The sequence below is a fragment of the Streptomyces sp. NPDC015139 genome, assembly GCF_043079785.1.
Lineage (GTDB): Bacteria > Actinomycetota > Actinomycetes > Streptomycetales > Streptomycetaceae > Streptomyces > Streptomyces albidocamelliae.
The window spans coordinates 180,477-206,709 of record NZ_JBIBUW010000006.1; the positions used below are offsets into that span (position 1 = coordinate 180,477).

Here is a 26,233-nt window from a genome sequence, read left to right on the forward strand (position 1 = left end):
GGCACCGGAGCCGGCTCGCGCGTGCGGTGGCTCATCGCGCCGGTCCCGTGGCGGGTGCCGGGGACAGGGCCGCACGACGGGCGAGGCCGGTGGTGGAGCGGCCGTCGAGGTAGGGCAGCAGGAGGACCTGTCCGCCCCAGCTCTCCACGAGGGGCTGTTCGGGCAGCGGGGTGCGGGCGTAGTCGCCGCCCTTGGTCCAGATGTGCGGGCGCAGTTCGCCGAGGATGCGTTCCGGTGTGTCGTCGTCGAAGACGGCCACGGCGTCGACGCACTCCAGGGCGCGCAGCACCCGGACCCGGTCGGCGACCGGGACGAGGGGCCGGCCGCCGCCCTTGCGGCGGCGCACCGAGTCGTCGGAGTTGACGCAGACGATCAGGCAGTCGCCGGCCCGGCGGGCGGCCTGCAGCAGGGCCACGTGACCGGCGTGCAGCAGGTCGAAGCAGCCGCCCGCGGCGACGAGCGTGCCGCCCGCCGCCCGGACCCGGGTGGCCGTGCGTACGGCGTCCGCCGTGGTGTCGGCGTCGGCCGGGACGTGTTCGGGCGCGTCGTGCAGTTCCCGCACGGCCAGCGCCCGGGCGCCGCCCTCCGCGACGTAGCGGGTCGCCGCGTGCACGGCCTCCTGTACGGCGGCCTCGGTCAGGGCGCCGTCCGCGAGCAGTGCGGCGGCGGTCGCGGCGAACCGGTCGCCCGCTCCGCACGGGTCGCCGGCGGCGGCCGCCGGGGTCGGCACGAGCAGGGGGGTCTCGCCGTGGGACAGCAGGGTGCCGCGCTCGCCGAGGGTCACGGCGACGGCCCGGGCCCGCCAGGCCCGGACGAGGGTGCGGGCGTCCCGCGCCGCGGTGCGCAGCCCGGCCTGCTCGTCGCAGTCCCGGCCGTCCTCCAGTCGGCGGGCGAAGGCGCGGGCCTCCTGTGCCGAGGGGGTGGCCAGGCGGACGCCGGGGACGGGCGCCCGGCCCCGCACATGGGGGTCCCAGACGACGGGCGCCTCGGCGGCGGCGGTGGTCAGGGCCGCCCGGAGGACGTCGGCGGTGCCACGGCCGTAGTCGGCGACCAGGACGCCGCCGGCCCCGGTCACGGCGGCCACGGCGGGCCTGGTCGTCTCGCGGGCGCGTCCGTCGCCGTCGTCCAGGCGCAGCAGCGGCCGGTCCCCGGCGAGGACGCGCGTCTTGCTGCTGAGCGCGCCTTCCAGCGGTACTTCCACCAACGTGACCCGGCCGGACAGCAGTTCGCGCAGGGTGTCGCTGGCCGGGTCGGTCCCGAGCGCGGTGACGAGGGTGACGGGTCGGCCGTCCGAGGCGGCGAGGCAGGCGGCGAGGGCCGCGCCGCCCGGGCGGGAGCTGCGCCGGGTGCCGTGCACCACCGGCACGGGCGCGTCCGGGGCCAGCCGCTCGGCCCGGCCGCACAGGTCGTGGTCGAGCAGGGCGTCGCCCACGACGACCAGGGGCGTGCGCGGGGTGCTCATGCGTGACCTTTCCCGGGGGCCGCGGGCCGGTGGGGCGCGGCCCGGCCGACGGTGCGGGCCCGGCCCACGAGCCGGCCGACGACACCCGGTTTGCCGTCGGGGCAGGGCGTGCCGTCGACAGCTGTCGGGTCATGGGCTTCCGGCCGGCCGGCGGGGCCGGGGAGGTCGTCCGCGTCGGCGGCGGCCCGGTCGGCCTCGCCCCGCTCGACCGCCTCGTCGAAGGCCTCGCAGAGCATGTGCACGGCCACCAGGTGCAGTTCCTGCACGGTGGCCGCGACGGGTGCGTCCACGCACAGCGAGTCGTCCGCGCCGAGCTGCAAGGGGTTGGGCGCCCGTCCGGTCAGTGCCCACACGGCCATGCCGAGCCGGCGGCCGCGTTCGGCGGCGGCCAGCAGGTTGGCGCTCGCCCCGCTGGTGGACAGCAGCAGGAGGACGTCTCCCGGGCGGCCGTGGGCGGCGGTCTGGCGGGCGAACACCTCCTGGACGCCGTAGTCGTTGGCGATCGCCGTGGTGGAGGAGGTGTCGGCGTGCAGGGCGACCGCGGAGAACGGCGGCCGTTCGTCCCGGTAGCGGCCCACGAGTTCGGCCGTCAGGTGCTGTGCCTGCGCCGCGCTGCCGCCGTTGCCGGCCACCAGCAGCCGGGAGCCGCGGCCGAGGCGCCGGGCGAGTTCGGTGCCCCAGCGTTCGATGAGTGGACCGCTGTCGCGGAACGTCTCCAGCGCCTTGACCAGGTCGTCGCAGTGGGTGGTGTCGGTGACGGTCTTCATCGGACGACTCCCGAGAGCGAGCGGATCGGGGACACCTCGCCGTAGACACCTGCCACCCCGTCGGCCACGCGGTCCCAGGTGTAGTGGGCGAGGACCCGTTCGCGGCCTGCGGCTCCGTAGCGGGCGAGCCGGTCGGGGTCGGCGAGCAGGCAGCGGACGACCGCGCCGAGGTCGTAGTCGTCGTCGGCGGGGACGAGGACGCCCGTGGAGCCGTCCACGACCGTGTCGAGCTGGCCGCCCACCGCCGTGGCCACGACCGGGGTCGCGCAGGCCATGGCCTCCAGCGGGACGATGCCGAAGGGCTCGTACAGGGGCAGGGACAGGACGAGGTCGGCGCCGGCCATCAGCCGCCGCATGCGGTCCCGGCCCACCCCGCCGAGCAGGGTCACCCGGTCGGCGACCCCGCACTCGCCGGCGACGGCGTGGAGGCGCGCGGCCTCGGGCTCGGTGCCGAGCAGGTCGGCCTCGGGGCCGCCCGCGATGAGGAGTTCGGCGTCGGGGACGCCCGCGAGGGCGCGGATGGCCCGGTCGAAGCCCTTGCGGGGCACGAGTCGGCCGACGGACAGCAGTCGCCGGCGCGCGCCGGGCAGCCGGGTGTCGGCGGCGCGGGTGAACTGGTCGGGGTCGACACCGCAGGGCACGATGCCGATCCGGTCCTCGGGCAGCCCCATGGCCTTGAGTTCGGCCACCTCGTCGCTGCACGTGGCGATGATGCGGGCGCAGTCGTGGCCGACGGCCTCCTCGATCGCGAGCCGTTCGGCCGGGCTGGTGTCGGCGGTGCCCTGGTAGCGCTTCTTCACGGTGCCCAGCGCGTGGTACGTCTGCACGACGGGGATGCCCAGGCCCCGGGCGCCCGCCAGGGCGGCGAGGCCGGACATCCAGAAGTGGGAGTGCACGACGTCGGGCGGGCCCGGCGACCACTGCCGGGCCAGGAAGTCGCCGAACTCGGCCATGTACGGCAGGAGTTCGTCCTTGGGGACGGGTGCGGGCGGCCCGGCCGGCACGTGCACCACCTGCACCCCGTCGATGAGGGTCATCCGGTCCGGCAGGCCCGCCGAGTCCCGCCGGGTGTACACCGTGACCCGGTAGCCCTTTCTCGCGAGTTGCCCGGCGACCTGTGCCACGTACACGTTCTGGCCGCCCGCGTCCGGTCCGCCGAGCGCGGCCAAAGGGCTGGCGTGCTCGGAGACCATGGCGACACGCCCGGCCGTGTGCGGGATACGGCTCATCGGGTGACCTCCTTGATCAGGCGCTCCCAGTCGTCCAGGAAGCGCCGCTCTCCGTAGCGGGCCTGTGCCGCGGCCCGGGCCGTCCCGCCCGTGCGGCGGGCCTGTTCGGGATCGGCGAGGTACACCCGCAGGGCGTCCTCCAGTACGTCGAGGCGGTTCGAGACCACCCCGGCACCGTCGGGGACCGCTTCCCGGACCTCCGTGGTGTCGAGGGCGACCACGGGCATGCCGAGGAACATCGCCTCCAGCAGGGACAGGCCGAGCGAGGTCCAGCGCACGGGGTGCAGGTAGACCCGGCACCTGGCCATCTCGCGGTGGAGCGCGTGCTGGGGCAGGTCGCGGGTGCGGCAGCGCTCGGGCGGCAGGCCGAGGTGGTCGGCGAGTCCTTCGGTGCGCATCCCGAAGACGTCCAGGGGCGCGGACCGGGCGAACCGGGGCAGCAGGTCGGTGCCGGTGGTACGGCCCCTGCGCACGGGTTCGTTGACGACGACGGCGGCGCGCCGTTCGGTGCCGGTCCACAGCGGGCCGGGGTCGATGATGCCGTGCTCGACGACGTCGGTCGGGGCCCGGCCGGTGTCCCACATCAGCCGGTTGAAGTGGGTGACGTGGACGACCGGGATCGCGGACTGCCCGGCCAGCGGGTGCCGTTGCCGCTCGGGCGATTCGTCGGGGCTGTTGTGCTCGACGTACACCGCGGGCACGTCGACGCCGGGCCGGCGGCCGGTCCAGCGCCGGGCGAGGCCGGGTTCGTGCGGCCGTTGAAGGACCATCAGGTCGATCTCGCAGTGCCGGAGTTCCGCCGGTGTCCGCTCCCGCACGGTCTTTGGCCAGTCCCAGGTCCGGGCCCGGCCGAGGCCGTCGGGGCCGCGGTCCCCGGTGACCGGGACCAGGTAGGTGTGCGGGCCCTGCACGAAGGCGGTGAGCCACGATCCGTGCACGTGCCAGACGAGGATGTTCATGAGGGCCGCTCCTGGATGAGCTTGTGGACCGCGCGCACCACGTCCTGTCCGGTGACCTCGTCCAGGCAGGGATGGCCGGGCACCGGGCAGGTCAGGGCCCGGGTGTCCGCGCACGGCGCCGACTGGTCACCGAGCAGGATGACGGGGACGCCGTACGGCGCCCAGCGTCCGGCCGGGACCACCGGCGCGAACAGCGACACCACGGGCGTGCCGACCGCGGCGGCCAGATGGGCGGGGCCGGTGTTGGCGCTGATCACGACGTCGGCCGTGTGCAGCACCCCGGCCAGGGTGCGCGCATCGGTCCGGCCGCCGAGGTCGACGGCCACGTGCCCGCCGACCCGCCGGGTGAGGGCGGTCTCGTCCGGGCCGCCGGTGACGACCACGCGGTGCCCGGCGTCGGCGAGCAGGGCGACGGCCTCCTCGCAGCGGCCGGGGCTCCAGGCACGGGCGGGGGCGCTGGCCCCGGGGTGCAGGACGACGTACGGGCCGTGACCGGTGAGGCCGGCGGTGTCGGGGGGCGGCAGTGTCCGCGGCCGCCCGTCGTCCCCGGCCGGTGCCGGGAAGCCCAGGGCGGCGGCCGTGTCGAGCGCCGCTTCCACCTCGTGCCGGTCCGCCGCCCTGCGGTGGCGTACGTCCAGCAGCCGCCCGGGGTGGTCGACGCTGTCGGCGCCGATGCGCCCGATGCCGGCGAGCCGCAGCAGCAGCGCGGTGGGCAGGGGGCTCTGGTGGAACGAGGTGAGGATCAGGGCGGTGTCGTAGGACCCGGTGCGCAGCCGGCCGAGGAGTGCGTCGATGTCCGCCGGGTCGACCGGGGGCGGGTCGAAGCCCTCCCAGGGCGACTCCCAGACGAGCACCTCGTCGACGCCGGGCAGCAGCCGGGCGGCGTCGGCGCCGCGCGGGCCGCACAGCAGGGTGACGTGCGCGGAGCGGGCGGCGACGGCGCGCACGGCGGGGCCGGCGAGCAGCACGTCGCCGAAGCCGTCGAGGCGCACGACCAGGGCTCTCACGGCGACCGCCGGCCGGCCGGCGTGACCGGCGTGCCGTGGGCGGCCGGGCGGTGCGTGCGCCCGCGACCGGGGGCCGGACGAGCGCCGTCCCGGTGACCGGGTTCCGGCGCCGGGCGGTGCCACCGGTCCAGGACTCGGCGTACCGCCGTGGGCAGGTCCGGGGCGGTCAGATCGGCGAAACGTTCCACCTCTTGGGGTGCGGTGACCGCGTTCGGGACCAAAAGCCCCCGGGCGCCGGCCGCGTGGGCGGCCAGGACGTCGGCGGCGATGTCCCCGACCACCACGCACGCGGCGGGTGCGACGCGCAGTCGCGCGGCCGCCGCGAGGACCAGGCCGGGCCGGGGTTTGCGGCACCCGCAGCCGGCGTCAGGGGCATGCGGGCAGAACACCCAGGCGTCCAGACCGCCCAGGAGCGCGTCGGCGCGCCGGTTGACGCGCAGCACCTGCTCGGTGGTGAGCAGCCCGCGCCCGATGCCGGACTGGTTGCTGACCACCCCGGTGGCCAGGCCGTGCGACCGCGCCAGGGCGACGGCCTCCGCGGCGCCCGGCAGCAGCCGGACCCGGCCGGGTTCCCCGTTGTACGGCACGTCCGCGACGAGCGTGCCGTCGCGGTCGAACAGGACGGCGGACACGCTCGTCATCCGGCACCCCCGAGGGGCTCGGCGTGCCGGTGGCGGACGACTCCGCGCAGCCAGTGCCGGACGGCGAGGGGCGGGATGAGCACGCTGGTGCCGAGCATCCCCGTGATCTCGCGTGCGGTCCGCGGGCCGGGCATGATGCGCGCGAGGGCGAACTCGGCGGTGCCCAGCGTCCACAGCGCCGCGCAGACCGTCGCGGCGCGGCGCCGGCCGGTCAGGGCGCAGGAGGCGGCGGCGAGCGCCGCGCCGGTGACCAGCAGGTGCCGGCGGAACCGGCCGCGGGGTGCCTGGGCGCGGTCCCACCAGTCGCGGCCGTGCAGCCGGTTCATCAGGGCGTCGTCGGCGTTGCCGCGCTGGGCGGGCAGCGAGGCCCACCAGTGGGCGGCGCGGACCGGGTGCCGGGTGACGCGCCGGCCCCGGATCAGGGACCAGCCCGCCCGCTGCATGCGCAGGGCGAGGTCGGCGTCCTCACGGAAGGCCCGCGGGAAGCGTTCGTCGAAGCCGCCGGCCCGGGTCAGCGCCCGGGTGCGGTAGGCCATGTCGGCGGTGGCCCAGGCCGCGTTCTCCAGGCCCTTGGTGTTGCGTTCCCAGTCGGTGGGCCGGCGGTCCGGGGGCAGGGGGACACGCAGCCGCCCCTGGATGCCGCCGACGTCCTCGCCGGCCTCCCGCAGGTCCTCGGCGAGCATCCGGGACCAGTCCGGCAGCACCTGGACGTCGTCGTCCAGGAAGACCGTCCACGGCGTGCGGACGGTCCGCCAGCCGGCGTTGCGGGCGGCGGCCGGCCCCTTGCCGCAGGTGCGCAGGGTCCGGACCCGGTCGAGGAGCGGTCCGGCCGACTGGAGCGGCAGGTCGCCGTCCGGTTCGGGCCGGTCGTCCACGACGATCACCTCGTGCGGGGCGTGGTCGTCGGCCGCGGCGAGGGCCCGCAGGCACTCGGCGAGGCAGGGGCGCCCGATCGTGGGCACGACGACGGTGTAGGCGGGAGCGTCGGTCATGCGTACGCCCTTCCACGGCGGATCGCGAACGGGCCGAGCACCAGCAGGTCCACGGGTGCCGAGCCGAAGCACTCCAGGGCATCCCGGGGGTCGTCGACCATGGGGCGTCCGGCGGTGTTGAGGCTGGTGTTGACCACGACGGGCAGCCCGGTGCGCCGTGCGAAGCCGTCGATCACGCGGGCCACGAGTGGTTCCTCGGCGCGGTCCACGGTCTGGATGCGGGCCGTGCCGTCGACGTGGACGACGGCCGGGACGCGGGCCTTCCAGTCGGCGGCCACGTCGTGCACGAAGAGCATGTGGGGGCTGGGCAGCGGTCCGTCGAACAGCTCGGCCGCCCGCTCCGCGAGGACCATCGGGGCGACGGGCCGGAACTCCTCGCGGCCCTTGACCGCGTTGAGGCGTTCCACGTTCTCCGCCCGGCCGGGGTGGGCGAGCAGGGAGCGGTGGCCGAGCGCACGCGGCCCGTATTCGGCGCGGCCCTGGAACCAGGCGACGATGCCGTCGGCGGCCAGTGCCTCGGCGGCCGTCTCGGCAACGTCCGGGGGCTCCTCGTACGGTACGGCCGCCCGCTCCAGCCGGTCGCGCAGTTCGGTGTCGCTCCAGCCGCGGCCGAGCGCCGCGGTCGGCATCGGTTCGAGGGTGTCCTTCCGGCCGGCGACGTGCGCGGCCGCGCCGAGGGCGGTGCCGGCGTCCCCGGCGGCCGGCTGCACCCAGATGTGCCGGAAGCCGCTGTCCCGCCACAGCCGGGTGTTGGCCACGCAGTTCAGCGCGACGCCGCCGGCCATGGTCAGCGCGTCCTCGCCGGTGTGCTCGCGCAGCCACCGGGCGAGGGCGAGCATCGTCTCCTCCAGGCACAGCTGGGCGCTGGCCGCGAGGTCGGCGTGATCCTGGTGCCAGGCGCCCCCCGCCGGGCGTGGCGGCACGAGGTCGGTCCAGGGGACCGGGCGGGCCCGGAAGCCGCCCCGGCCGTCGGGCCGGACGTACTCCCGCAGCCGGCCGGCGAAGCGCGGGGTGCCGTAGGAGGCGAGTGCCATGACCTTGAACTCGTCGCTGCTGCGCAGGAATCCGAGGTGCTGGGTGAGGTCCTCGTAGAAGAGACCGAGGGAGTCGGGCAGTTCCTGGGCGCCGAGGACGGTCAGTTCACGGTTGGTGTAGCGGCCGGCCAGGTGGGAGCCGCACTCGCCGCGGCCGTCGAGGACGAGGACGGCGCAGTCGGGGTACGGCGAGACGGGTCCGGCGGAGGCGGCGTGCGCCACGTGGTGGGGCACGAAGCGGACCTTGGCGGGGTCCAGGCCGGGCAGGGCCTCCGCGAGGAAGGCGGGGGCACGGCGGGCGTACTCCTGGCGCAGAGGGTCCCACGGGTCGTCGAGCCCCATCCGGTCGGCGGGGCGGGCGAGGGCGGGGTCGTAGGAGTAGGCGACGGCGTCCAGGTCGGACGGGGTGAGGCCGGCGTGCTCCAGGCACCAGCGGGCCGCCTGCTCGGGCAGTTCCCAGGCGGAGAAGGGCACGGGCCGCTTGCCGTGCTTGCGGCGCGAGAACCGCTCCTCCTCCGCCGCCGCCACGACCCTGCCGTCCGTGATCAGGGCCGCTGCGGGGTCGTGGAAGAGTGCGTTGACACCGAGGACGTGCATGCGCTGTCTCCAGTACGACGGTGGGCGGGCGGTCAGGTCTGCCGCGGGGCGCTGTCCCCCTCCGGCCGGAGGAGGAGCGGAGGCAGCGCCGCGAAGTAGGCGATGGTCTGTTTCAGGCCCTCCTCCCACGGGATCTGGGGCGACCAGCCGAGGAGTTCGTGGGCGAGCGTGGTGTCGGGGCGGCGCCGGCCGGGGTCGTCGACGGGGCGGTCGACGAACGCGATCGGGGAACGGGAGCCGGTGAGGGCGACCACCCGGCGGGCCAGTTCGGCGACGGTGATCTCGTCGCTGCCGCCGATGTTCACCGGGCGCACGGAGCGGCTCTCGGCGACCCGCAGGATGCCGTCGACCGTGTCGTCCACGTAGCACAGCGAGCGGGTCTGGCTGCCGTCGCCGGTGACCGTGAGGGGTTCCCCGGCCAGGGCCTGGCTGATGAACGTGGGCACGGCCCGGCCGTCGTGGGCGCGCATGCGCGGGCCGTAGGTGTTGAACAGCCGCACTATCCCGGCGTTCGTTCCCCTGGTGCCCGCGTGGGCGGTGACCAGGGCCTCGGCGAACCGCTTGGACTCGTCGTACACGCTGCGCGGGCCGACCGGGTTCACGTTGCCCCAGTAGCCCTCGTGCTGGGGGTGCACGAGCGGGTCGCCGTAGACCTCGGAGGTGGAGGCGAGCAGGAAGCGGGCGCCGTCGCGTGCGGCGACCGCCAGGGCGTTGCGGGTGCCCAGGCTGCCGACGTCCAGGGTCTCCAGGGGCAGGCGCAGGTAGTCGGCGGGCGAGGCCGGGCAGGCGAAGTGGAGCACCAGGTCGTAGGGGCCGGGAAGCTCCCGCGGGCAGTGGGGGTCGCAGACGTCGCAGTGCAGGTAGCGGAAGCCGGGCCGGTCCTCCAGGTGGGCGACGTTCTCGCGGCGCCCGCAGGCCAGGTTGTCGGCACAGTCGACTTCGACGTTCGAATCCAGCAGCCGTTCGCACAGGTGGGAGCCGAGGAAGCCGGCGCCGCCGGTCACGAGGGCGCGCCGCCAGGAGAACGGTGTGTCACCAGTCATGAGGTCCATTCCTTCGTCCGCGTCGTGCGCTCGCCCGCGCCGCTGGGAACGCTCCTGCCTGGGCGTTTCGGCGCGCGTCGCGTCCGCGGGCCGGTCGCCGGCCCGGGGGGGAACAGAGGACAGGGCCCGGGCCCCCGCTGCTCCGGAGGACCGCCCTGGTCGGCCGCCACTGGCTGGACGGCACCGGCAGGCAGGGTTCCCCTGCCGGTTGGGTTCACACGTTGACCCCTATTGTCCGGAACGGGGGCTGCTCGCGCGACTTCGAGAAGCTGATACCACGGCGGGCAGAACCTCGCACCACGGCGGCGCGGGGGCGGCGGGGTCCGCAACCGTCCGAAGCTCCCCGCACGGCGGTACGGGCCCGGTCGCCGGACCGCCGGTCCCTGGGCGGACCGTCGTCCGCAACCCACCGCGCACCGGTGCCCGCCCTCGGTGCCGGTGAGCGGGCCGGACGGGTGGTCGTGGGCGCCCGGGGGGGCCGAACGGGCCCGGGAGCCGTGTAACGCGGCGGGGCCGGGGCACTCGGCGCGGCGACGGCCGGCCGGTCACGGTCGCCGCGATTCTCGCAGGAGGTATCGACATGGGTCACGGCGGAAACGTCATCCAGGAGCTGACGACCGATCACCGCGAGGTCGACGAGATGTTCGCCCGCATCGAGGCACTGCCGTCGGGCGCCAAGGAGCGCAAGGACATCGCCGACCAGGTCACGATCGAGCTGGTGCGCCACTCGGTCGCGGAGGAGGCCTACCTCTACCCGGCGGTGCGCGAGCACATCACGGGTGGGGACGCCCTGGCCGACAAGGAACTGGAGGACCACGCCAAGGCCGAGCAGATCATGAAGGATCTCGAAGGCTGTCAGGCGGACGACCCCCGGTTCGACACGCTCATGGCGCAGCTGATGAGCGAGATCAGGTCCCACGTGGCGGACGAGGAGCAGAACCTCTTCCCGCAGTTGCAGAAGGCCTGTCCCCCGGACGCGCTGATGGATCTCGGCGACAAGGTGCGCCGCGCGAAGAAGACGGCCCCCACCCGGCCGCACCCGTCGGCGCCCGACACTCCCCCGGCCAACAAGCTGCTGGCGCCGGGCATGGGGCTGGTCGACCGGATGCGTGACGCGCTCTCGGGCCGGGGCAAGGAGGGCTGAGGCGCGGGCGGCGCGGGGGAAGCCGAGCGCGGCGGCTCCGGCCGCCGTACAGAGGGAGACCGGCCTCCCGGTTCCAGCGGGCCCTCGGGGCGGCGGGTACCGGGAGGCTTTCCGTGTCACGGGGGCTTTCCGTGACTCACGGGGGCAGGTGGGCCGGGTGGAGCAGGTCCGGGTGCGGGGTCCGGTTCAGAGCCAGGGTGTGGTCCGGCCGCTCGCACGGGGGCCGCGGCCGGCCGCGCGGCACAGCAGACGGAACGCCTGGAAGAGGGTCAGCGGCCACAGCAGCGCGAAGCACCACAGCAGCGTGGTGTCGGACGTACGGATGCCCATGACGGCCACGAACACCGACGCCGCGGCGAGCAGCAGCGCCGACACCGGCAGCCAGATCTCGCGTCGCCCGGGCCGGCGCACCGCGGCCATGCGGCGCGTGAGCCGGCGGTCCTTGCGCAGGTCCGCCTCTATCTGCAGCAGCGTGATGCGTTCGCGCGGCGACAGCCGCACCTCGTCGTGCATGTCCCACATCTCCCAGTCGTCCACGGCTACGGCACCTCCTCCGCCGCCGCCCGGCGGCTCCGTGCCCCGGCTGCCCGGGTTCCCCGCGCGGCCCGGCCGATGCGGGGTCTCACACGGCCCCCGGCTCTCCTCACGTTGTGTAGCGCGGGGGGCCGGCCGGGAGGCGGCCACGGCGCCCCGGCCGTCGCGCACCGTGACGACGGGCGCTTGCACGTGACCACGACTGGTGCAAGGTCGATACTGCCATTAGCCCTATCGGCGAACTCGGCCCGACGTCGGACCACGCAGCCCACAAGCCAGGCTCACTAGGAGATACCGATGAGGATGCTGATCAACGTGCCGGAGACCGTCGTGGCGGACGCGCTGCGGGGGATGGCGGCCGCGTATCCCGACCTGACGGTCGACGTGGAGAACCGGGTGATCGTCCGCCGGGACGCACCCGTGGCCGGGCAGGTCGGCCTCGTGTCGGGCGGCGGGTCGGGGCACGAGCCGCTGCACGGCGGGTTCGTCGGCCACGGCATGCTGTCCGCCGCCTGTCCCGGGGAGGTCTTCACCTCGCCGGTGCCGGACCAGATGGCCCGTGCCGCGGCGGCCGTGGACAGCGGCGCCGGAGTGCTGTTCATCGTGAAGAACTACACCGGCGACGTGCTCAACTTCGACATGGCGGCCGAGCTGGCCGAGGACGAGGGCATCCAGATCGCCAAGGTGCTCGTCAACGACGACGTGGCCGTCACCGACAGCCTGTACACGGCCGGCCGGCGCGGCACCGGCGCCACGCTGTTCGTGGAGAAGATCGCGGGAGCCGCCGCCGCGGAGGGCCGGCCGCTGGAGCAGGTGGAGGCCGTCGGCCGCCAGGTGAACGAGAACTCCCGCAGCTTCGGTGTCGCGCTCAGCGCCTGTACGACCCCGGCCAAGGGCAGCCCGACGTTCGATCTGCCCGACGGGGAGCTGGAGTTGGGTATCGGCATCCACGGCGAACCGGGCCGGGAGCGGCGGCCGATGATGACCTCCGGGGAGATCGCCGACTTCGCGGTGAACGCGATCCTGGAGGACATGCCTCCGCGTGGTCCGGTGCTGGTCCTGGTCAACGGCATGGGCGCGACCCCGTTGCTGGAGCTGTTCGGGTTCAACGCCGAGGTGCAGCGGGTGCTGCGCGAACGCGGGGTCGCCGTGGCCCGCACGCTCGTCGGGAACTACGTCACCTCCCTGGACATGGCGGGCGCCTCGGTGACGCTGTGCCAGGCCGACGAGGAACTGCTGCGGCTGTGGGACGCGCCGGTGCGGACCCCGGCGCTGCGCTGGGGGATGTGAGCGCGCGGACGAGGCGTTCACCTTCCCCGGCACGCCGGTCAGCGCACCGGTCAACAGCCCTACCACGCAAGGAGATCCAGTGCTCGACGCCGACTTCTTCCGCCGTTGGATGATGGTGGCCGCCGCGTCCGTCGACCGCGAGGCGGAACGGCTCACCGCCCTCGACTCGGCCATCGGGGACGCCGACCACGGCAGCAATCTGCAGCGCGGGTTCCGCGCCGTGGCCGCCACCCTGGAGAAGGAGGCGCCGGACACCCCCGGAGCCGTCCTGACCGTCGCCGGACGGCAGTTGATCTCGACGGTCGGCGGCGCGTCCGGTCCGCTGTACGGCACCCTGCTGCGCCGTACCGGCAAGGCGCTCGGGGAGGGCGCGGAGGTCGACCGGGCCGAGCTGGCCGAGGCGCTGCGCGCGGGCGTGGAGGGGGTGATGGCTCTGGGCGGGGCGGCCCCCGGTGACAAGACGATGCTGGACGCCCTGGTGCCGGCCGTGGACGCCCTCGGGGACGGTTTCGCCGCGGCGCGGGCCGCCGCCGAGGAGGGCGCGGTGGCCACCACCCCGCTCCAGGCGCGCAAGGGCCGGGCGAGCTATCTCGGCGAGCGCAGCATCGGCCACCAGGATCCCGGGGCGACCTCCTCCGCGCTGCTGATCGCCGCGCTCGAGGAGGCGGCCGCCGGGGTGGAGGGCTGACCGTTGAGCGACGACAAGCGGGTAGGGATCGTGCTGGTGTCGCACAGCGCGCAGGTCGCCGCCTCGGTGGCCGAGCTCGCCAAGGGGCTGGCGGGCGGGGCCGCGTCGGTGCCGGTGGCGCCCGCGGGCGGCACGGAGGGCGGCGAACTGGGCACCAGTGCCGAGCTGATCGCCGCGGCGGCGGCCGCCGTGGACCGGGGCGCCGGGGTCGCGGTGCTCACGGATCTCGGCAGTGCCGTGCTCACCGTGAAGGCGCTGCTCGCCGAGGGCGACGAACTGCCGGACGGCACGCGGCTGGTGGACGCCCCGTTCCTGGAGGGCGCGGTGGCCGCGGTGGTCACCGCGGCCACGGGTGCCGACCTGGCCGCGGTGGAGGCGGCGGCCACGGAGGCGTACGGCTACCGCAAGGTCTGACACCGTCCGGGCATCCGGAGAACGGCAGGCCCGGTGACGAAGGGGAACCACGCGAGGGGCGCGGCCTGCCACCGCCGTCGCGGACGCCCGCCCGCGCAGCGCTCCGTGGGCGTGGTAACAGGCCGCTCCCCGGCCGCAGTGCGGCTGCCGCCATCGCGCACCGGGGCCGCCAAGGGGCGTCCGGGCTCCGCCCGTTACCTCTTCGCCAGCAGGGTCGCCATGAGGCGGGCGGTCAGTCGCCGGCCCTCGGCCACGGCTGCGGCGTGGTCCTCGATGTGCCGCAGCCGGGAGTCGCGGAACACGATGTAGGTGACGCCGGAGGCCGCCCCGCCGTCGCGCGGGTCGGCCTGGATGCCGAGGCCGCGGGCGGTGGCGTAGGAGGCCTCGCCGATGATGTCGCGCGGTCCGGTGTCGCCGACGACGGCGTACTGCACGCGCCCCCGGTACACGACGGCGGCGACCGAGCCGCCCTTCACACCGGAGGCGCGGTGGTTCCAGATGCGGCTGGGTGGCGGGACGACGATGTAGGGCAGACTCTCGGCCTTCAGGTGGCGGCCGTCGGACTGCTGGAAGGCCGTGGAGGCGGCGAACAGCGGGTCGGTACGGCGGTTGCAGCGGGCCGTGGGCTGTCCGTCGCAGTCGATGTCCAGATCGGCCTTCCAGTACACGGCGTCCCGGGTACCGCAGACGGGCACCTTCTTGGCACTGTCGGCGTCGGTGCGGTAGCGGCCTCTGGAGACCTGGGAGCACGACCCCAGTCGGGCCAGCAGGTCGGCGGCGGCGACCTTGCTCTCACTGTGGGCCACCGGCTCCTCCCGGGCCGGGACGGCGGCTGCCGGGACGGGCAGCGATGCCGGGGCTAGCAGGGCGGCGCCGGCCGCGGCCAGCGTCAGCGAAGGGACACGCACACGCACGACGGGGGACCCTCTCCTCGGGGACACGGGGGAAGACCAGCCCACTGTGGGGCGCCCGCGAGCAACGGGCCGTCACGGCAGCACCGAAGGGGCCGGATGGAGCACGCTTCTGACACCCCGTGAGGGGACACCGCACGAAGTCGGCGGCAAAACGGGGCGAACACGGGCGTAGTGGACAACAGGGGCCGAGGATCCGGGCAGATGATAATCCCGGACCCCTCGGCCGCCCGCCGCGGCGCGGGTCGGCGACGACAGCGTGTCCGCGCCACAGACGTGAACTTCCCTGATCTCAAGGGCAGTTCAGCCATACAGGAGAGTTCAGCATACGTAACCCCGCCGGGTGGCCGGCAAGAAACCCCCGAGAACGGCGACTTGCGCACTCGCCCGCGCCTCCCTCTTGCCGCCGCCGCACCGGCGCGTCATATTGGTCCGGACCTTTGCCGTGCCGCCCACACGCCGTCCCCGGGGAGGCAGAGCCGTGCGCCGCGTTCCTCTTCCGCCCGTACTGGTCTGCGCGGTCCTTCTGATGGCCGCGGCCTGCGGCTTCAGCCCCTCCTCGGAGGGTGACGAGGGCCGGGCCCCCGGCGCTCCGGCCGGGGTCACCGCGACGGCGGGCAGCGCCGACAGCGTGCACGTGATGTGGAACGCCGTCCCGGCGGGCCCCGGAATCCGTCTCTACGAGGTGTATCGCGGCGCCACGAAGGTGAGGGAAGTGCCAGGTTCGCAGCACATGGTGGACGTCACCAGGCTCAGGCCGTCCACCCTGTACGCGTTCACCGTGCGGGCCCGTGACACGCGGGGACGGCTCGGCCCGCCCAGCCGTGCGGCGCGGGCGCGGACGCCGGCCAGGGTGGCGGCGGACCGCGCGGCGCCGACCAGGCCGCCGGCGGCCGCCGGGCGCGCCGTCGGCAGCCGCGCGGTCCAGCTGTCCTGGAGTCCGTCCCGGGACGACCGGGGCGTGATCTCGTACGACGTCTTCCAGGGCGGGGCGAAGATCCACAGTGTCGGCGGGAACCAGACGGCGACCGTGGTCACCGGGCTGCGTCCCGGCACCGGTTACGCGTTCACGGTGCGGGCCAGGGACGCCGCGGGCAACCTCTCCCCCGCGAGCGCCGCGGTCCGCCTGCGGACCCCCGGCACGGACGACGGCCGGGGCACCGCGCCCACCGGTTTCACGGCCGCGACCCACCGAACCGGCGGGGCCTACTACCTCGATCTGTCCTGGGATCCGCCGCGCACGGACGGCGTGATCACCGAGTACCGCATCCGGCTCGACGGCGCTGCGGCCACCTCGCTGGTCTGGGGCGGTGATCCGCCGCGCGGCCGGGCGAAGTACAGCTTCTACCTGGGCCGGGCCGCCGGGGAGGAACACCGGGTGCGGCTGCGGGCCCGGCTGCCGGACGGGACCTGGGGCGGCTACTCGGCGGAACGGACGGTGACCACGGGCGGCTGACGGGCGCACCTCCACGGCGTGTCGTCTTGCGCCGGACGTAGGAACCCGTCACCTGACCGGGCGCCTCCCGCGTGCGGGTGGGGCCGGGACCGCGTTGGCTGCGGTGGAGGCAGCACGGGCGTTTCCCGACCCTCGGCGGCGCATGGGACGTACCGCCAACCGTGCCGCCGGAGGCCTAAGCCCATGGACAAAACGCGTCATCTCCTCCGTGCCGGCCTGACCCTGGCGGCCGCCGCCACCCTCCCGGCCGCGCTCGCCGGGCCGTCCGCCGCCGCCTCGGGCATCTCGGTCAGCACCACCGGGACCACGGTCTCGGTGGTCACCAGCGCGTGCTCGCAGATCAACGGCAGCTGGGGCAGCGCCGCGCTGCTCACCAGCAGCCAGGCGAGCTTCTCGCAGGGCCGTCAAGTGGCCCTGGCGGGCACCACCATCAGTCAGTCCGCCGCCTGGTCGGGCGTGAGCCCCGGAACCTACACCGTGGTGGTGGTCTGCTCCAGCGGCAGCACCGCGGGCAGCCAGTCGGTGATCGTCTCCTCCGCCGCGAGGCCGCCGACGACCGCGTCGACGGCGACGGCGGCTCCCTCCCGCGGTGTCGCGGGCGGTCTGGGCGGCGCGTCCCGTGACTACGGCCCGCTGACCGTGGGGGTCGGCGGGGCGCTGGTCGGCGCCGGCGTCGTCGCGACGGCCTGGTTCCTGCGCCGCCGCTCCAAGCCGTACCGCCTCTGAGACAGCGGCACCGTCCCGACGGCCGGCCGGTTCGACCACCGCCGGCCGTCCCGACGGCCGGCGGCCGTCGAACCGGCCCGTGGAACGCGTCAGTTCTCCGGCGGCTCGGCGGGCGCCGTTACGTCGTCCGGGAGTTCGCCGAGACCGGCCGGACCGGTGAGGTCCGTCAGGGCGTCGGCGAGCCACCTCGTCCAGAACGTCTCCAGGTCGATGCCCGCCCGCAGGACCAGATGACGGATCCGGTCCTGCGGGGCGTCGCGGTCCGGTGGGAAGTCCCGCTTCTCGATCTCCCGGTACTCGGCCAACTGCTTCCGGTGCAGCTCCAGATGGCGGCGCAGGTCGTCCTCGAGGCCCGCGGTGCCGACCACGGCCGCCGCCCGCAGCCGCAGCAGGAGGGAGTCCCGCAGCGGCTTGGGGTCCTGGGCCGCGGCGGTCCAGCGGGCCAGTTCCGCGCGGCCCGCCGGCAACACCTCGTAGCTCTTCTTCTGCCCTCGGGCCGGCTGCGGGGACGGCAGGGTGCGGATGAGCCCCTCGGCCTCCAGCCTCCCCAGCTCGCGATAGATCTGCTGATGCGTCGCGGACCAGAAGTAGCCGATCGACTTGTCGAAGCGGCGGGTCAGCTCCAGCCCCGACGACGGCCTTTCCAGCAGGGCGGTGAGGATCGCGTGCGGGAGTGACATGGGCTCATCCTAGGGACGTCACTCGCGGCCCTACAGCGCCGCCGCCAGCTCCGTGCCCTGCTTGATCGCCCGCTTGGCGTCCAGCTCGGCCGCGACGTCCGCGCCGCCGATCAGATGGGCGCTGCGCCCGGCGGCGACCAGCGCGTCGAACAGGTCCCGGCGCGGGTCCTGGCCGGTGCACAGCACGACGGTGTCGACCTCCAGCACCGTGCTCTCGTCACCGACGGTGATGTGCAGGCCGGCGTCGTCGATCCGGTCGTAGCGCACGCCCGGGACCATGGTCACGCCGCGGTGCTTCAGCTCGGCGCGGTGGATCCAGCCGGTGGTCTTGCCGAGGCCCGCGCCGACCTTGGTGGTCTTGCGCTGGAGCAGGTGGACGGTGCGCGGCGGGGCCGGCCGCCGCGGCGCGGCGAGGCCGCCCGGCGCCCGGTAGTCCATGTCGACGCCCCAGTTGCGGAAGTACGTCTCCGGGGACTCGCTCGCCTTGTCGCCGCCGTCGGTGAGGTACTCGGCGACGTCGAAGCCGATGCCGCCGGCGCCGAGGATCGCCACGCGGTCGCCCACGGGGGCGCCGCCCTGCAGTACGTCGAGGTAGCCGACGACCCGGGGGTGGTCGGTGCCGGGGATGTCCGGGGTGCGCGGGGTGACGCCGGTGGCGACGACGACCTCGTCGAAGTCGGCGACGGTCTCGGGGGTGACCCAGGTGCCGAGGCGTACGTCGACGCCGTGGGCGTCCAGCTGGTGGCGGAAGTAGCGCAGCGTCTCGTCGAACTCCTGCTTGCCCGGGACCTTGCGGGCCACGTTGAGCTGGCCGCCGACCTCGTTCGCGGCGTCGAACAGGGTGACGGCGTGGCCGCGTTCGGCGGCGGAGACCGCGCAGGCGAGACCGGCCGGGCCGGCGCCGACAACGGCGACGCGCTTCTTCAGCCGCGTCGGGGCGAGCACCAGCTCGGTCTCGTGGCAGGCGCGCGGGTTGACCAGGCAGGAGGTGATCTGGAGGCTGAACGTGTGGTCCAGGCAGGCCTGGTTGCAGCCGATGCAGGTGTTGATCGCCTCGGGCGTCCCGGCGGCGGCCTTGGCGACGAAGTCGGGGTCGGCGAGCATCGGGCGCGCCATCGACACCATGTCCGCGTAGCCCTCGGCGAGCAGTTCCTCCGCCAGCTCGGGGGTGTTGATGCGGTTGGTGGTCACCAGCGGCACGGACACCTCGCCCATGAGCTTCTTGGTGACCCAGGCGTACGCACCGCGCGGTACGGAGGTGGCGATGGTGGGGATGCGGGCCTCGTGCCAGCCGATGCCGGTGTTGATGATGGTGGCCCCGGCGGCCTCGATCTCCTTGGCGAGGGTGACGACCTCCGCCAGGGAGGAGCCGCCCGGCACCAGGTCCAGCATGGACAGGCGGTAGATGATGATGAAGTCCTCGCCGACCGCCTCGCGCACCCGCTTCACGATCTCCACCGGGAAGCGCATCCGGTTCTCGTACGAGCCGCCCCAGCGGTCCTCGCGCCGGTTGGTCTGCGCGGCGATGAACTCGTTGATGAGGTAGCCCTCGGAGCCCATGATCTCCACGCCGTCGTAGCCGGCCTGCCGGGCGAGACGGGCGGCGCGCGCGTAGTCGTCGATGGTCCGCTCGACGTCGGCGTCGGACAGCTCGCGCGGCACGAAGGGGCTGATGGGCGCCTGGAGCGCGCTCGGGGCGACCAGGTCCTGATGGTAGGCGTACCGCCCGAAGTGCAGGATCTGCATGGCGATCCGGCCGCCCTCGCGGTGCACGGCCTCGGTGATGGTGCGGTGCTGCCCGGCCTCGTCCTCGGTGGTGAGCTTGGCACCGCCCTCGTAGGGCCGGCCCTCGTCGTTGGGCGCGATGCCACCGGTGACGATGAGGCCGACGCCGCCACGCGCGCGTGCCGCGTAGAAGGCCGCCATCCGCTCGAAACCGCGCTCGGCCTCTTCCAGGCCGACGTGCATGGACCCCATGAGCACGCGGTTGGGCAGCGTGGTGAAGCCCAGGTCGAGCGGGGTCGTCAGGTGGGGGTAACGGCTCATTTGGGCCCTCCGTGCGCGGTGTCGTCGACTCTTGTTGTAGAGGAACCCCGACTCTTTATGCAACTAGTTGCACAACCGCGTGGAGGTGACTCGGACCACTCCCCGCCGGACGGCGGCCACGGCACGGCACGCGGACGCCCCGGCCGGCGGTGGGCCGGACCGGGGCGTGGGCGTCGTACGGACCTGTGGCGTCAGCGGCTTTCCAGGCGGAGGTGCAAGTCCCTCTCCTGGTCGCCGGAGGCCGCGCAGGTCTCCTCGACGGTGAACATCGAGTCCAGGGTGGTGCGGAACCGGTCGACGGCCCAGTAGCCGCCCTGGATGTCCGCCTGGACGGACGCATCGAGGTGGACCGGCGGACACCCGTGTTCACGGCTGTCCGCGACGTCGTACGTTCCGAGCCACACCATCGGACGGGTCTCGTGGAGCTGCTGCGGATCCTCGTCGGCGCCCCGGTCGGACGCGAAGCAGGACCTCAGGGCCTCGAAGACGAGCCGGGCGTCTTCCTTGGAGCCGCTGATCTCCACCGTGACCGTTTCCGGATGCGACCGCTCCGTGTCTGCCATTGATCGCTCCTCTCGTGGCCGCGCTGCGGTGGAACGGGGTACCCCGCCGAACCGCGTCCATCCCCAGGAAAGCACCACGGTCCCGCGAGCACACCTCAGCCGCGTGAGAACTTGTACGTCTTGCTGTCGGTCAGCACGCAGAAGCCCGGCGACACCACGATCACGCGCAGCACGCCGGTGCGCCGGTCGTAGTCGATGCCCTCCGCCTCGAAGCCGCCCGAGCAGGAGCTGCGCAGCGGCAGCTGCCGCAGGGCCGTGACATGGCCGGTGACGTCCGACGAACCGTTCGGCGCGGCCGACAGGTCGATCTGGAGCAGCGGCTTGGTGATGCCGAAGAGGCTGCCCTCGGGGTCGTCGGAGGAGCACAGCAGGGTGGTGGGGCCGGAGAAGTCGCAGCCCTGGACGTCGCGCACGGCGTGGTCCAGGCGGACCGTCGAGACCTGCGGCAGGTTCGCCGAGGGCGAGGTGGCGGCGTTGATCCCGGGGGCCGGGAAGACCAGCAGCCGGGTCATCGTGCCCCACTCCCCCGAGAGCATCCACTGGCCGTCGGGCGAGACGGCGTCCCAGGAGTTGTTGAGGGCCTCGCCGGGGCCGAGCGTGTGGACGTACTCCGACCAGGTACCGCCGGGCGCCTGCACGCGGTACATCTTCGAGTTGCCGGAGTCCCGCTGGTAGGGCTCGATGTAGTAGCCGTTGTACGAGGCGTCGGGGTCGCCGACGTGGTTCCAGCCGCGGCTGGAGACTCCGAGGGGGATGGTGCCGATGCCGGTGTAGCGGTTGGGGCTGTTCGCCGGCACCTCCACCGAGGTCAGGCCCTGGCTCTCGGTCAGCGGGTCGGCGCGGTCGGAGCCGGTCTCGGTCCAGGTGCCGGCCGCGGTGGCGGGCGGGGACACGGCGAGGGACAGGGTGGCTGCGGTGGCGAGGGTGACGAGTCCGGCGAGGGCTGTGTGACGACGTTGCCGGGTGCGTGCGGGCATGGCCGACTCCTCGGGCGTGGGGGGTGTGGGGCACTCGGTCGGCGGACAGTCTGGCGTGGCGCCTTAGTCATGTACAGGCCAATGCAGCAACATGAGCGTGAACTCTCACGGACCGCGGAACCGGCCTGTACGGTCTCCGCAGGAGGCCCGCACCGCGACCACCGCCGGCGTGGTGGCCGCGGCGGACGTCCGCCGTCGTGTCGAGAGATGGTGGAGGTGGACGGCGAAGGCCTCGGAGAGTCGGGTGTGAGCGCGGTAGAACAAGGGGAGTCGGCACGGGGGACGGCGTGCCGTGCGGACGGGCGAAGGCGGTGCGTGGCATGAGTGCAGCCGAGGCTCCGGTGGCCGAGGGCGACGGGCCCGCGCGCGGCGCGATGCGGCCGGGCGGGCTGCTCGACGTGCTGGGCGTCGCCTCGGTGGTGCTGGACACCGACGGCCGCATCGTCCTGTGGAGCCCGCAGGCGGAGGAGCTGTTCGGGTACACCGCGCAGGAGGCGCTCGGCGAGTTCGCCGCCCGGCTGATGGTGCACGAGCGGCATCTGGATCTGGTCGGCACGCTCTTCGCGGACGTCATGCGGACCGGACAGAGCTGGGCCGGCGGTTTCCCGATCCGCCACAAGGACGGCAGCACCCGTGTGGTGGAGTTCCGCAACATGCGGCTGCTGGACGACCGCGGCGAGGTGTACGCGCTCGGACTCGCCGCCGATCAGTCGACGGTACGGCGGCTGGAGCAGGACGTGGCGCTGTCCGAGCGGATGGTGAAGCAGGCGCCGATCGGCTACGGCGTCCTGGACATCCGGCTGCGGTTCGTCTCGGTCAACCCGGCCCTGGAGCGGATCAGCGGTCTGCCGGCCGCCGAGCACGTGGGCAGGACGCCGCGCGAAGTACTGCCGCTGGTGGAGACCGAGGCGCTGGAGGCCGCCGCCCGGCGGGTGCTGGAGACGGGCACGCCCTCGATCGACGACACGCTCGTCGGCCGCACGTCCGCCGATCCCGACCAGGACCACATCTGGTCGCACTCGCTGTACCGGCTCGAGGACGCCATGGGCAACGTGCTCGGGGTGGCGGTGTCGCTCGCCGACATCACGGAGCAGTACCGGGCCTCGGTGGAGGCGGAGCGGGCGCGACGCCGGCTCGCCGTCATCGCGGACGCCTCGGCCCGGATCGGGACGACGCTCGAACTGGACCGCACGGCCTGCGAGCTGGCCGAGGTGGCCGTGCCGGAACTCGCCGACGTCGTGGCCGTGGACCTGCTGGAGGCGGTGGTGGAGGGCCGGCCCAGCACGCTCGGGCCCTCGGAGTCCGCGATGCTCCGGGCCTTCGCGCTCCGCCCGGAGGACGGCTCGGACGCCGTACGGGCCGCCGATCCGCCCGGGCACATGGCCCGGTACGCACCCGACCGTCTGGTCACCGAATGCGTGCGGTCGGGCGAGGCGGTGCTGGTGCCCCAGGTCAAGGACGAGGACCTGCCCCGGATCGCCCGCTCTCCCGAGGCCGCCGTGCTGCTGGGCCGCGCGGGCCTGCACTCCTACCTCGCGGTGCCGCTGATCGCGCGCGGCGAGGTGCTGGGTGCGCTCGACCTCAAGCGGACCAGGAATCCGGCGCCGTTCGACGAGGACGACCTGCTGCTCGCACGGGAGCTGGCGTCCCGTGCCGCCGTGCAGATCGACAACGCGCGCTGGTACCAGAACGCCCGCAACACCGCGCTCACCCTCCAGCGCAGCCTGCTGCCGAGCCATCCGCCGGTCACCACGGGCCTGGAGGTGGCCTCCCGGTACCAGCCGGCGGGCGCCACCAGCGAGGTCGGCGGCGACTGGTTCGACGTGATCCCGCTGGAGGGCGGCCGGACCGCGCTCGTCGTGGGCGACGTGATGGGCAGCGGCATCAGCGCGGCGGCGACCATGGGCCGGCTCCGTACCGCCACGACCACGCTGGCCTCGCTCGAACTCGACCCGGCCCTGCTGCTGGAGCACCTGGACAAGACGACCTCGGCCCTGGACCACTCCATCGCGACCTGTGTCTACGCCGTCCACGACCCGCATCTGCGGCAGTGCCGGATCGCCAACGCCGGCCATCTGCCGCCCGTCCGGGTCCGGCCCGGCCGCCCGCCGGAACTGCTCGACCTGCCCACCGGGGTTCCTCTCGGCGTGGGCGGGGTCGGCTTCACCACCGTGACCGTCGACTTCGAGCCGGGCGACGAGCTGGTGTTCTACACCGACGGTCTGGTGGAGACCCGGCGCCACTCGCTGGACGAACGGCTGGACCTGCTGCTGTCCCTGCTCGACGACCCCGAACGCCCGCTGGAGGAGGTCTGCGACTTCCTCCTGCGGACGCTGCACCACCCCGACAACCACGACGACGTGGCCCTGCTCATCGCCCGGGCGCAGCAGCTGCCGTGACGGCCGCACAGGCGCCGTCGAGCGGGCGTCGGGGTGGGCACGGCGGGTCTCCGGACCCGACGGAGCGGGCCCGGGGCCGCACACCGGTCAGGGTCGTACGCCGGTCAGGGTCGTACGCCGATCAGCACATGGGCGTACAGCTCCTCGGAGGCCGCCAGACGGGTCGTCAGGCCGGCCCGGGTGAGCACCTCCCCGGCCACCGCCGCCTGATGCTCACCGGTCTCGGTCAGGAGGCACCCGCCCGGTGCCAGCCACTCGTGCGCCCCGGCGGCCACCCGGCGCAGCACGTCGAGACCGTCCGCGCCGCCGTCCAGGGCGACCAGTGGTTCGTGGTCGCGGGCCTCGGCCGGCAGCAGGGGGACCTCGGCGGTGGGGACGTACGGCACATTGGCCGTCAGGACGTCGACGCGGCCGCGCAGTCCGGCCGGCAGGGCGTCGTACAGGTCGCCCTGGTGGGCCCGGCCGCCGACGGCCGCGAGATTGCGCCGGGCGCAGCGGACGGCCGCCGGGTCGATGTCGGCGGCGTGCACCTCGGCACCGTCCAGGGCGGCGGCGAGGGCCGCGCCGAGCGCGCCGGAACCGCAGCACAGGTCCACGACCACGCTCGCCTGCGGCGCCGCGGCCAGCGCCTGGTCGACGAGGAACTCGGTACGGCGGCGGGGCACGAACACCCCCGCCTCCACGGTGATGCGCAGGCCGTGGAACAGGGCCCAGCCGAGGACCTGTTCGAGCGGGAGCCCGGCGACGCGCCGGTCCACCATCGAGGCCGCCTCCTTTGGGGAACGGGCGGTCGCGAGGATCAGTTCCGCCTCGTCCTCGGCGAAGACGCACCCGGCGGCGCGGAGCACGGAGACGACCCGGGCGGGGGACAACGGCGTACGCGAGGACGGATCCGCGGGTGAAGAAGGCGATGAGGGCGATGAAGGCATGGAAGCCGAAGGCCTTTCGGGAGCGCGGGGCCCAGTGGCGCTCCCGCGGTCACCGCTGCCGGTGTACCGCGCCGTCATGAGGAGAGAGCACCCGGGCTGACACAGCGGTGATGGGTCTCACCTCCCCCTCGTCATGGCTCGTCGGGCCGCGACGTCCGCGACCGGACGGCCACCTTACCCCAGCAGTGCGGACGGGCCGTCGGCCGAACGGAGTCCGGGAAAACCACGTGCCCGGCGCCGGGCGGGCGGCTACGCTCGCCGCGATGACGACTCAGACCTCATGTCGATGGGGGGTCCCGTCCGCGCCAGGTGAGTGCTGATGCCCACCTCGACCGCGTACGGGGATTCCCGGCTCGCCCTGTGGCTGCGCGTACGCCGGTACGCCGTGCCACCGTCCATGATCGAGACCGCGGCCGTCCGCCGCGGCGCCGGCGACTGGGCGGGCGCCTGTGCCGCCGCCCGCGTCGACGTCGACCTCGATCTGCGTTCCGTCGCCCGCGTCCACGGGCGGGAACTCGCCGCCCGCGTGCGGTCCGACCTCCGCCGGCTCGCCCCGGACCTGCTGCGCTGGCACATGCCGAGGATCGCGCCGGACGGGCTGCTGCGCCCGGGCCTGACCCTCTCCCTGGCCCGCTACGGGGAGCCCGGCCGGGCTGGGGGGCCCGGCCGCGCGTCCGCCGTGCATCTCGTGGCGCGCACCCCGCCCGCCTCGGCGGACGCCGGCCAGCGGATCGGTCTCGCCCTGTGGGACCCGGACCGCCCCGACGCCGGCAACCATCCGCACCCGCGGCCGAACCGCCGGTACCGGCTCGACCTGCACCGCCATCTGTGGGACGCCGACCGGGCCGCCGAACTGGGGGTCCGATCGGGGGCCGACGGGCCGGCGCCTCCGGATCACGACCCCCTCGGGCTCGTACCGGCCGGCCTCGGCTGTGCCGTCGGCCGCTGGGCGGCGGAGGCGGCCCTCCTGCTCCGCGCCGAAGGGCGCGGCCCCGGTGCCTTCGCGGTGCGCTTCGGCGGCGCGGGCCGGGTGGCGCTGCAACTCGTCCCGGACGACGGTGGCTTCGGACTGACGGTGGCGGCCGGGCACCCGGCGGGCGGGTTCCGCGCACTGCCCGTCCTGCCGGACGCCGCGACCCGGCTCTCGCCCGACCTGCAACTCCTGCGGGCCGGACTGCTCGCCCCGGGCCGGCTGCACCCGCTGGTCGCCGCCGCGCTCGCGCCCGGTCACCCCGCCCCCGGTCCGCCAGATGACCCGGATCCGGCGCACGGGGCGCGGCTCGTGGCGTGCCGGGGAGCGACGCACCGGATCGGACTGGTCGACGGCGTGCTCTCCGCGCTGGACCACGACCCGGCCGAGATCCGCCGCGAGGAACTGCTGGCCGCCCTCGGCGGTCCTCCGCTGCCCTGCCTGCGGGCCGTCGACGCGGCGCACCGGCGACCGGACTGCCTCTCCGGAGTCCGGGAACGGCTGGACCACGGCGACACCGCCGGTGCCCTTGCGGTGGTCGAGGCCCTGCTGGGCCCCGAGGCGGTACTCCGCGAGGGCCCCCTGCGGGACACCCTGGCGACGGCCGCCGAGCGGCACATCGCCTACGGCCTCTACCGCGCCGGACTGAACGACCCCGGACACGCCGTTCCCGTCACGCCGGGCGCCACCGACCGCCGTGTACGTCAGCCCCGCCGGCGCCCGCGCCACGCGGCCTCCGCTCGCTGAACTCCACTCCCTCTCCGCCCACTTCACA

Annotated in this window: 24 protein-coding genes; 8 read left to right on the forward strand and 16 right to left on the reverse strand. The window is 74.6% G+C overall.

Annotation, left to right across the window (positions count from 1 at the left end; translation table 11 throughout):
* Nucleotides 1-31: 31 nt before the first annotated feature.
* The 9 genes from ACF08B_RS18390 to ACF08B_RS18430 are packed head-to-tail and all read right to left on the reverse strand — an operon-like array spanning nt 32 to nt 9,731.
* Nucleotides 32-1,462, reverse strand: coding sequence for a PfkB family carbohydrate kinase (locus tag ACF08B_RS18390; protein ID WP_392318290.1), 1,431 nt, complete (start codon nt 1,460-1,462; stop codon nt 32-34).
* Nucleotides 1,459-2,229 carry an SIS domain-containing protein gene (locus ACF08B_RS18395; RefSeq protein ID WP_392318291.1) on the reverse strand — a complete coding sequence of 257 codons (771 nt, stop codon included), beginning with the start codon at nt 2,227-2,229 and terminating at the stop codon, nt 1,459-1,461. Before ACF08B_RS18395 ends, ACF08B_RS18390 begins: the two co-directional genes overlap by 4 nt.
* Nucleotides 2,226-3,458, reverse strand: coding sequence for a glycosyltransferase (locus ACF08B_RS18400; RefSeq protein ID WP_392318292.1), 1,233 nt, complete (start codon nt 3,456-3,458; stop codon nt 2,226-2,228). The genes ACF08B_RS18395 and ACF08B_RS18400 overlap by 4 nt, the downstream gene beginning before the upstream one ends.
* Nucleotides 3,455-4,417, reverse strand: a complete 963-nt coding sequence (locus ACF08B_RS18405) for a glycosyltransferase (RefSeq protein WP_392318293.1) — start codon at nt 4,415-4,417, stop codon at nt 3,455-3,457. The genes ACF08B_RS18400 and ACF08B_RS18405 overlap by 4 nt, the downstream gene beginning before the upstream one ends.
* Nucleotides 4,414-5,424 carry a glycosyltransferase family 9 protein gene (locus ACF08B_RS18410; protein ID WP_392318294.1) on the reverse strand — a complete coding sequence of 337 codons (1,011 nt, stop codon included), beginning with the start codon at nt 5,422-5,424 and terminating at the stop codon, nt 4,414-4,416. Before ACF08B_RS18410 ends, ACF08B_RS18405 begins: the two co-directional genes overlap by 4 nt.
* Nucleotides 5,421-6,065 (reverse strand): D-glycero-alpha-D-manno-heptose-1,7-bisphosphate 7-phosphatase, encoded by a 645-nt coding sequence (locus ACF08B_RS18415; protein WP_392318295.1) that lies wholly within the window; start codon nt 6,063-6,065, stop codon nt 5,421-5,423. Before ACF08B_RS18415 ends, ACF08B_RS18410 begins: the two co-directional genes overlap by 4 nt.
* Nucleotides 6,062-7,057, reverse strand: coding sequence for a glycosyltransferase family 2 protein (locus tag ACF08B_RS18420; RefSeq protein ID WP_392318296.1), 996 nt, complete (start codon nt 7,055-7,057; stop codon nt 6,062-6,064). The genes ACF08B_RS18415 and ACF08B_RS18420 overlap by 4 nt, the downstream gene beginning before the upstream one ends.
* Nucleotides 7,054-8,688, reverse strand: coding sequence for a carbamoyltransferase (locus ACF08B_RS18425; protein WP_392318297.1), 1,635 nt, complete (start codon nt 8,686-8,688; stop codon nt 7,054-7,056). The genes ACF08B_RS18420 and ACF08B_RS18425 overlap by 4 nt, the downstream gene beginning before the upstream one ends.
* A gap of 32 nt (nt 8,689-8,720) precedes the next feature.
* Nucleotides 8,721-9,731, reverse strand: a complete 1,011-nt coding sequence (locus ACF08B_RS18430) for an NAD-dependent epimerase/dehydratase family protein (protein ID WP_392318298.1) — start codon at nt 9,729-9,731, stop codon at nt 8,721-8,723.
* A 580-nt stretch (nt 9,732-10,311) separates the two neighbouring features.
* Here ACF08B_RS18430 and ACF08B_RS18435 point away from each other — a divergent pair.
* The gene (locus ACF08B_RS18435) at nt 10,312-10,875 is read left to right on the forward strand and encodes a hemerythrin domain-containing protein (protein WP_392318299.1); all 564 of its coding nucleotides are present in this window, start codon (nt 10,312-10,314) and stop codon (nt 10,873-10,875) included.
* A 186-nt stretch (nt 10,876-11,061) separates the two neighbouring features.
* Here ACF08B_RS18435 and ACF08B_RS18440 read toward each other — a convergent pair whose 3' ends face one another.
* The gene (locus ACF08B_RS18440) at nt 11,062-11,412 is read right to left on the reverse strand and encodes a DUF3040 domain-containing protein (protein ID WP_392318300.1); all 351 of its coding nucleotides are present in this window, start codon (nt 11,410-11,412) and stop codon (nt 11,062-11,064) included.
* 294 nt (nt 11,413-11,706) lie between these two features.
* Here ACF08B_RS18440 and dhaK point away from each other — a divergent pair, with 294 nt between their 5' ends.
* From dhaK to ACF08B_RS18455, 3 genes are all read left to right on the forward strand, one after another.
* On the forward strand, nt 11,707-12,699 hold the full coding sequence (dhaK, locus tag ACF08B_RS18445; protein ID WP_392318301.1) for a dihydroxyacetone kinase subunit DhaK: 993 nt from the start codon (nt 11,707-11,709) through the stop codon (nt 12,697-12,699).
* 79 nt (nt 12,700-12,778) lie between these two features.
* A complete protein-coding gene (gene dhaL, locus ACF08B_RS18450) occupies nt 12,779-13,387 on the forward strand; it encodes a dihydroxyacetone kinase subunit DhaL (RefSeq protein ID WP_392318302.1) in 609 nt (202 codons plus the stop codon).
* Nucleotides 13,388-13,390: 3 nt separating this feature from the next.
* Entirely contained in the window at nt 13,391-13,801 is a 411-nt protein-coding gene (locus ACF08B_RS18455; protein ID WP_093479647.1) for a PTS-dependent dihydroxyacetone kinase phosphotransferase subunit DhaM, read from the forward strand.
* A gap of 194 nt (nt 13,802-13,995) precedes the next feature.
* On the opposite strand, the gene ACF08B_RS18460 is transcribed toward ACF08B_RS18455, so the two are convergent.
* A complete protein-coding gene (locus ACF08B_RS18460; protein WP_392318555.1) occupies nt 13,996-14,709 on the reverse strand; it encodes a glycoside hydrolase family 75 protein in 714 nt (237 codons plus the stop codon).
* Nucleotides 14,710-15,241: 532 nt separating this feature from the next.
* Here ACF08B_RS18460 and ACF08B_RS18465 point away from each other — a divergent pair.
* Both ACF08B_RS18465 and ACF08B_RS18470 read left to right on the forward strand, forming a co-directional pair.
* A complete protein-coding gene (locus ACF08B_RS18465; RefSeq protein WP_392318556.1) occupies nt 15,242-16,168 on the forward strand; it encodes a fibronectin type III domain-containing protein in 927 nt (308 codons plus the stop codon).
* A gap of 183 nt (nt 16,169-16,351) precedes the next feature.
* Nucleotides 16,352-16,894, forward strand: a complete 543-nt coding sequence (locus tag ACF08B_RS18470) for a hypothetical protein (RefSeq protein WP_392318303.1) — start codon at nt 16,352-16,354, stop codon at nt 16,892-16,894.
* Between the two features lie 89 nt (nt 16,895-16,983).
* Here the strand turns inward: ACF08B_RS18470 and ACF08B_RS18475 are convergent, their stop codons facing one another.
* The 4 genes from ACF08B_RS18475 to ACF08B_RS18490 form a co-directional block, all read right to left on the reverse strand.
* Nucleotides 16,984-17,574, reverse strand: coding sequence for a PadR family transcriptional regulator (locus tag ACF08B_RS18475; protein WP_392318304.1), 591 nt, complete (start codon nt 17,572-17,574; stop codon nt 16,984-16,986).
* Between the two features lie 30 nt (nt 17,575-17,604).
* Nucleotides 17,605-19,620 (reverse strand): FAD-dependent oxidoreductase, encoded by a 2,016-nt coding sequence (locus ACF08B_RS18480; protein WP_392318305.1) that lies wholly within the window; start codon nt 19,618-19,620, stop codon nt 17,605-17,607.
* A 191-nt stretch (nt 19,621-19,811) separates the two neighbouring features.
* The gene (locus ACF08B_RS18485; protein WP_392318306.1) at nt 19,812-20,183 is read right to left on the reverse strand and encodes a hypothetical protein; all 372 of its coding nucleotides are present in this window, start codon (nt 20,181-20,183) and stop codon (nt 19,812-19,814) included.
* 95 nt (nt 20,184-20,278) lie between these two features.
* Complete coding sequence (locus ACF08B_RS18490; protein ID WP_392318307.1) at nt 20,279-21,160, reverse strand: hypothetical protein; 882 nt, start codon at nt 21,158-21,160, stop codon at nt 20,279-20,281.
* A 320-nt stretch (nt 21,161-21,480) separates the two neighbouring features.
* On the opposite strand from ACF08B_RS18490, the gene ACF08B_RS18495 reads away from it, so the two are divergent.
* On the forward strand, nt 21,481-23,559 hold the full coding sequence (locus ACF08B_RS18495; protein WP_392318308.1) for a SpoIIE family protein phosphatase: 2,079 nt from the start codon (nt 21,481-21,483) through the stop codon (nt 23,557-23,559).
* A gap of 104 nt (nt 23,560-23,663) precedes the next feature.
* Here the strand turns inward: ACF08B_RS18495 and ACF08B_RS18500 are convergent, their stop codons facing one another.
* Nucleotides 23,664-24,488 (reverse strand): putative protein N(5)-glutamine methyltransferase, encoded by an 825-nt coding sequence (locus tag ACF08B_RS18500; protein WP_392318309.1) that lies wholly within the window; start codon nt 24,486-24,488, stop codon nt 23,664-23,666.
* A 319-nt stretch (nt 24,489-24,807) separates the two neighbouring features.
* On the opposite strand from ACF08B_RS18500, the gene ACF08B_RS18505 reads away from it, so the two are divergent.
* Nucleotides 24,808-26,205 carry a hypothetical protein gene (locus ACF08B_RS18505; RefSeq protein WP_392318310.1) on the forward strand — a complete coding sequence of 466 codons (1,398 nt, stop codon included), beginning with the start codon at nt 24,808-24,810 and terminating at the stop codon, nt 26,203-26,205.
* Nucleotides 26,206-26,233 lie beyond the last annotated feature (28 nt).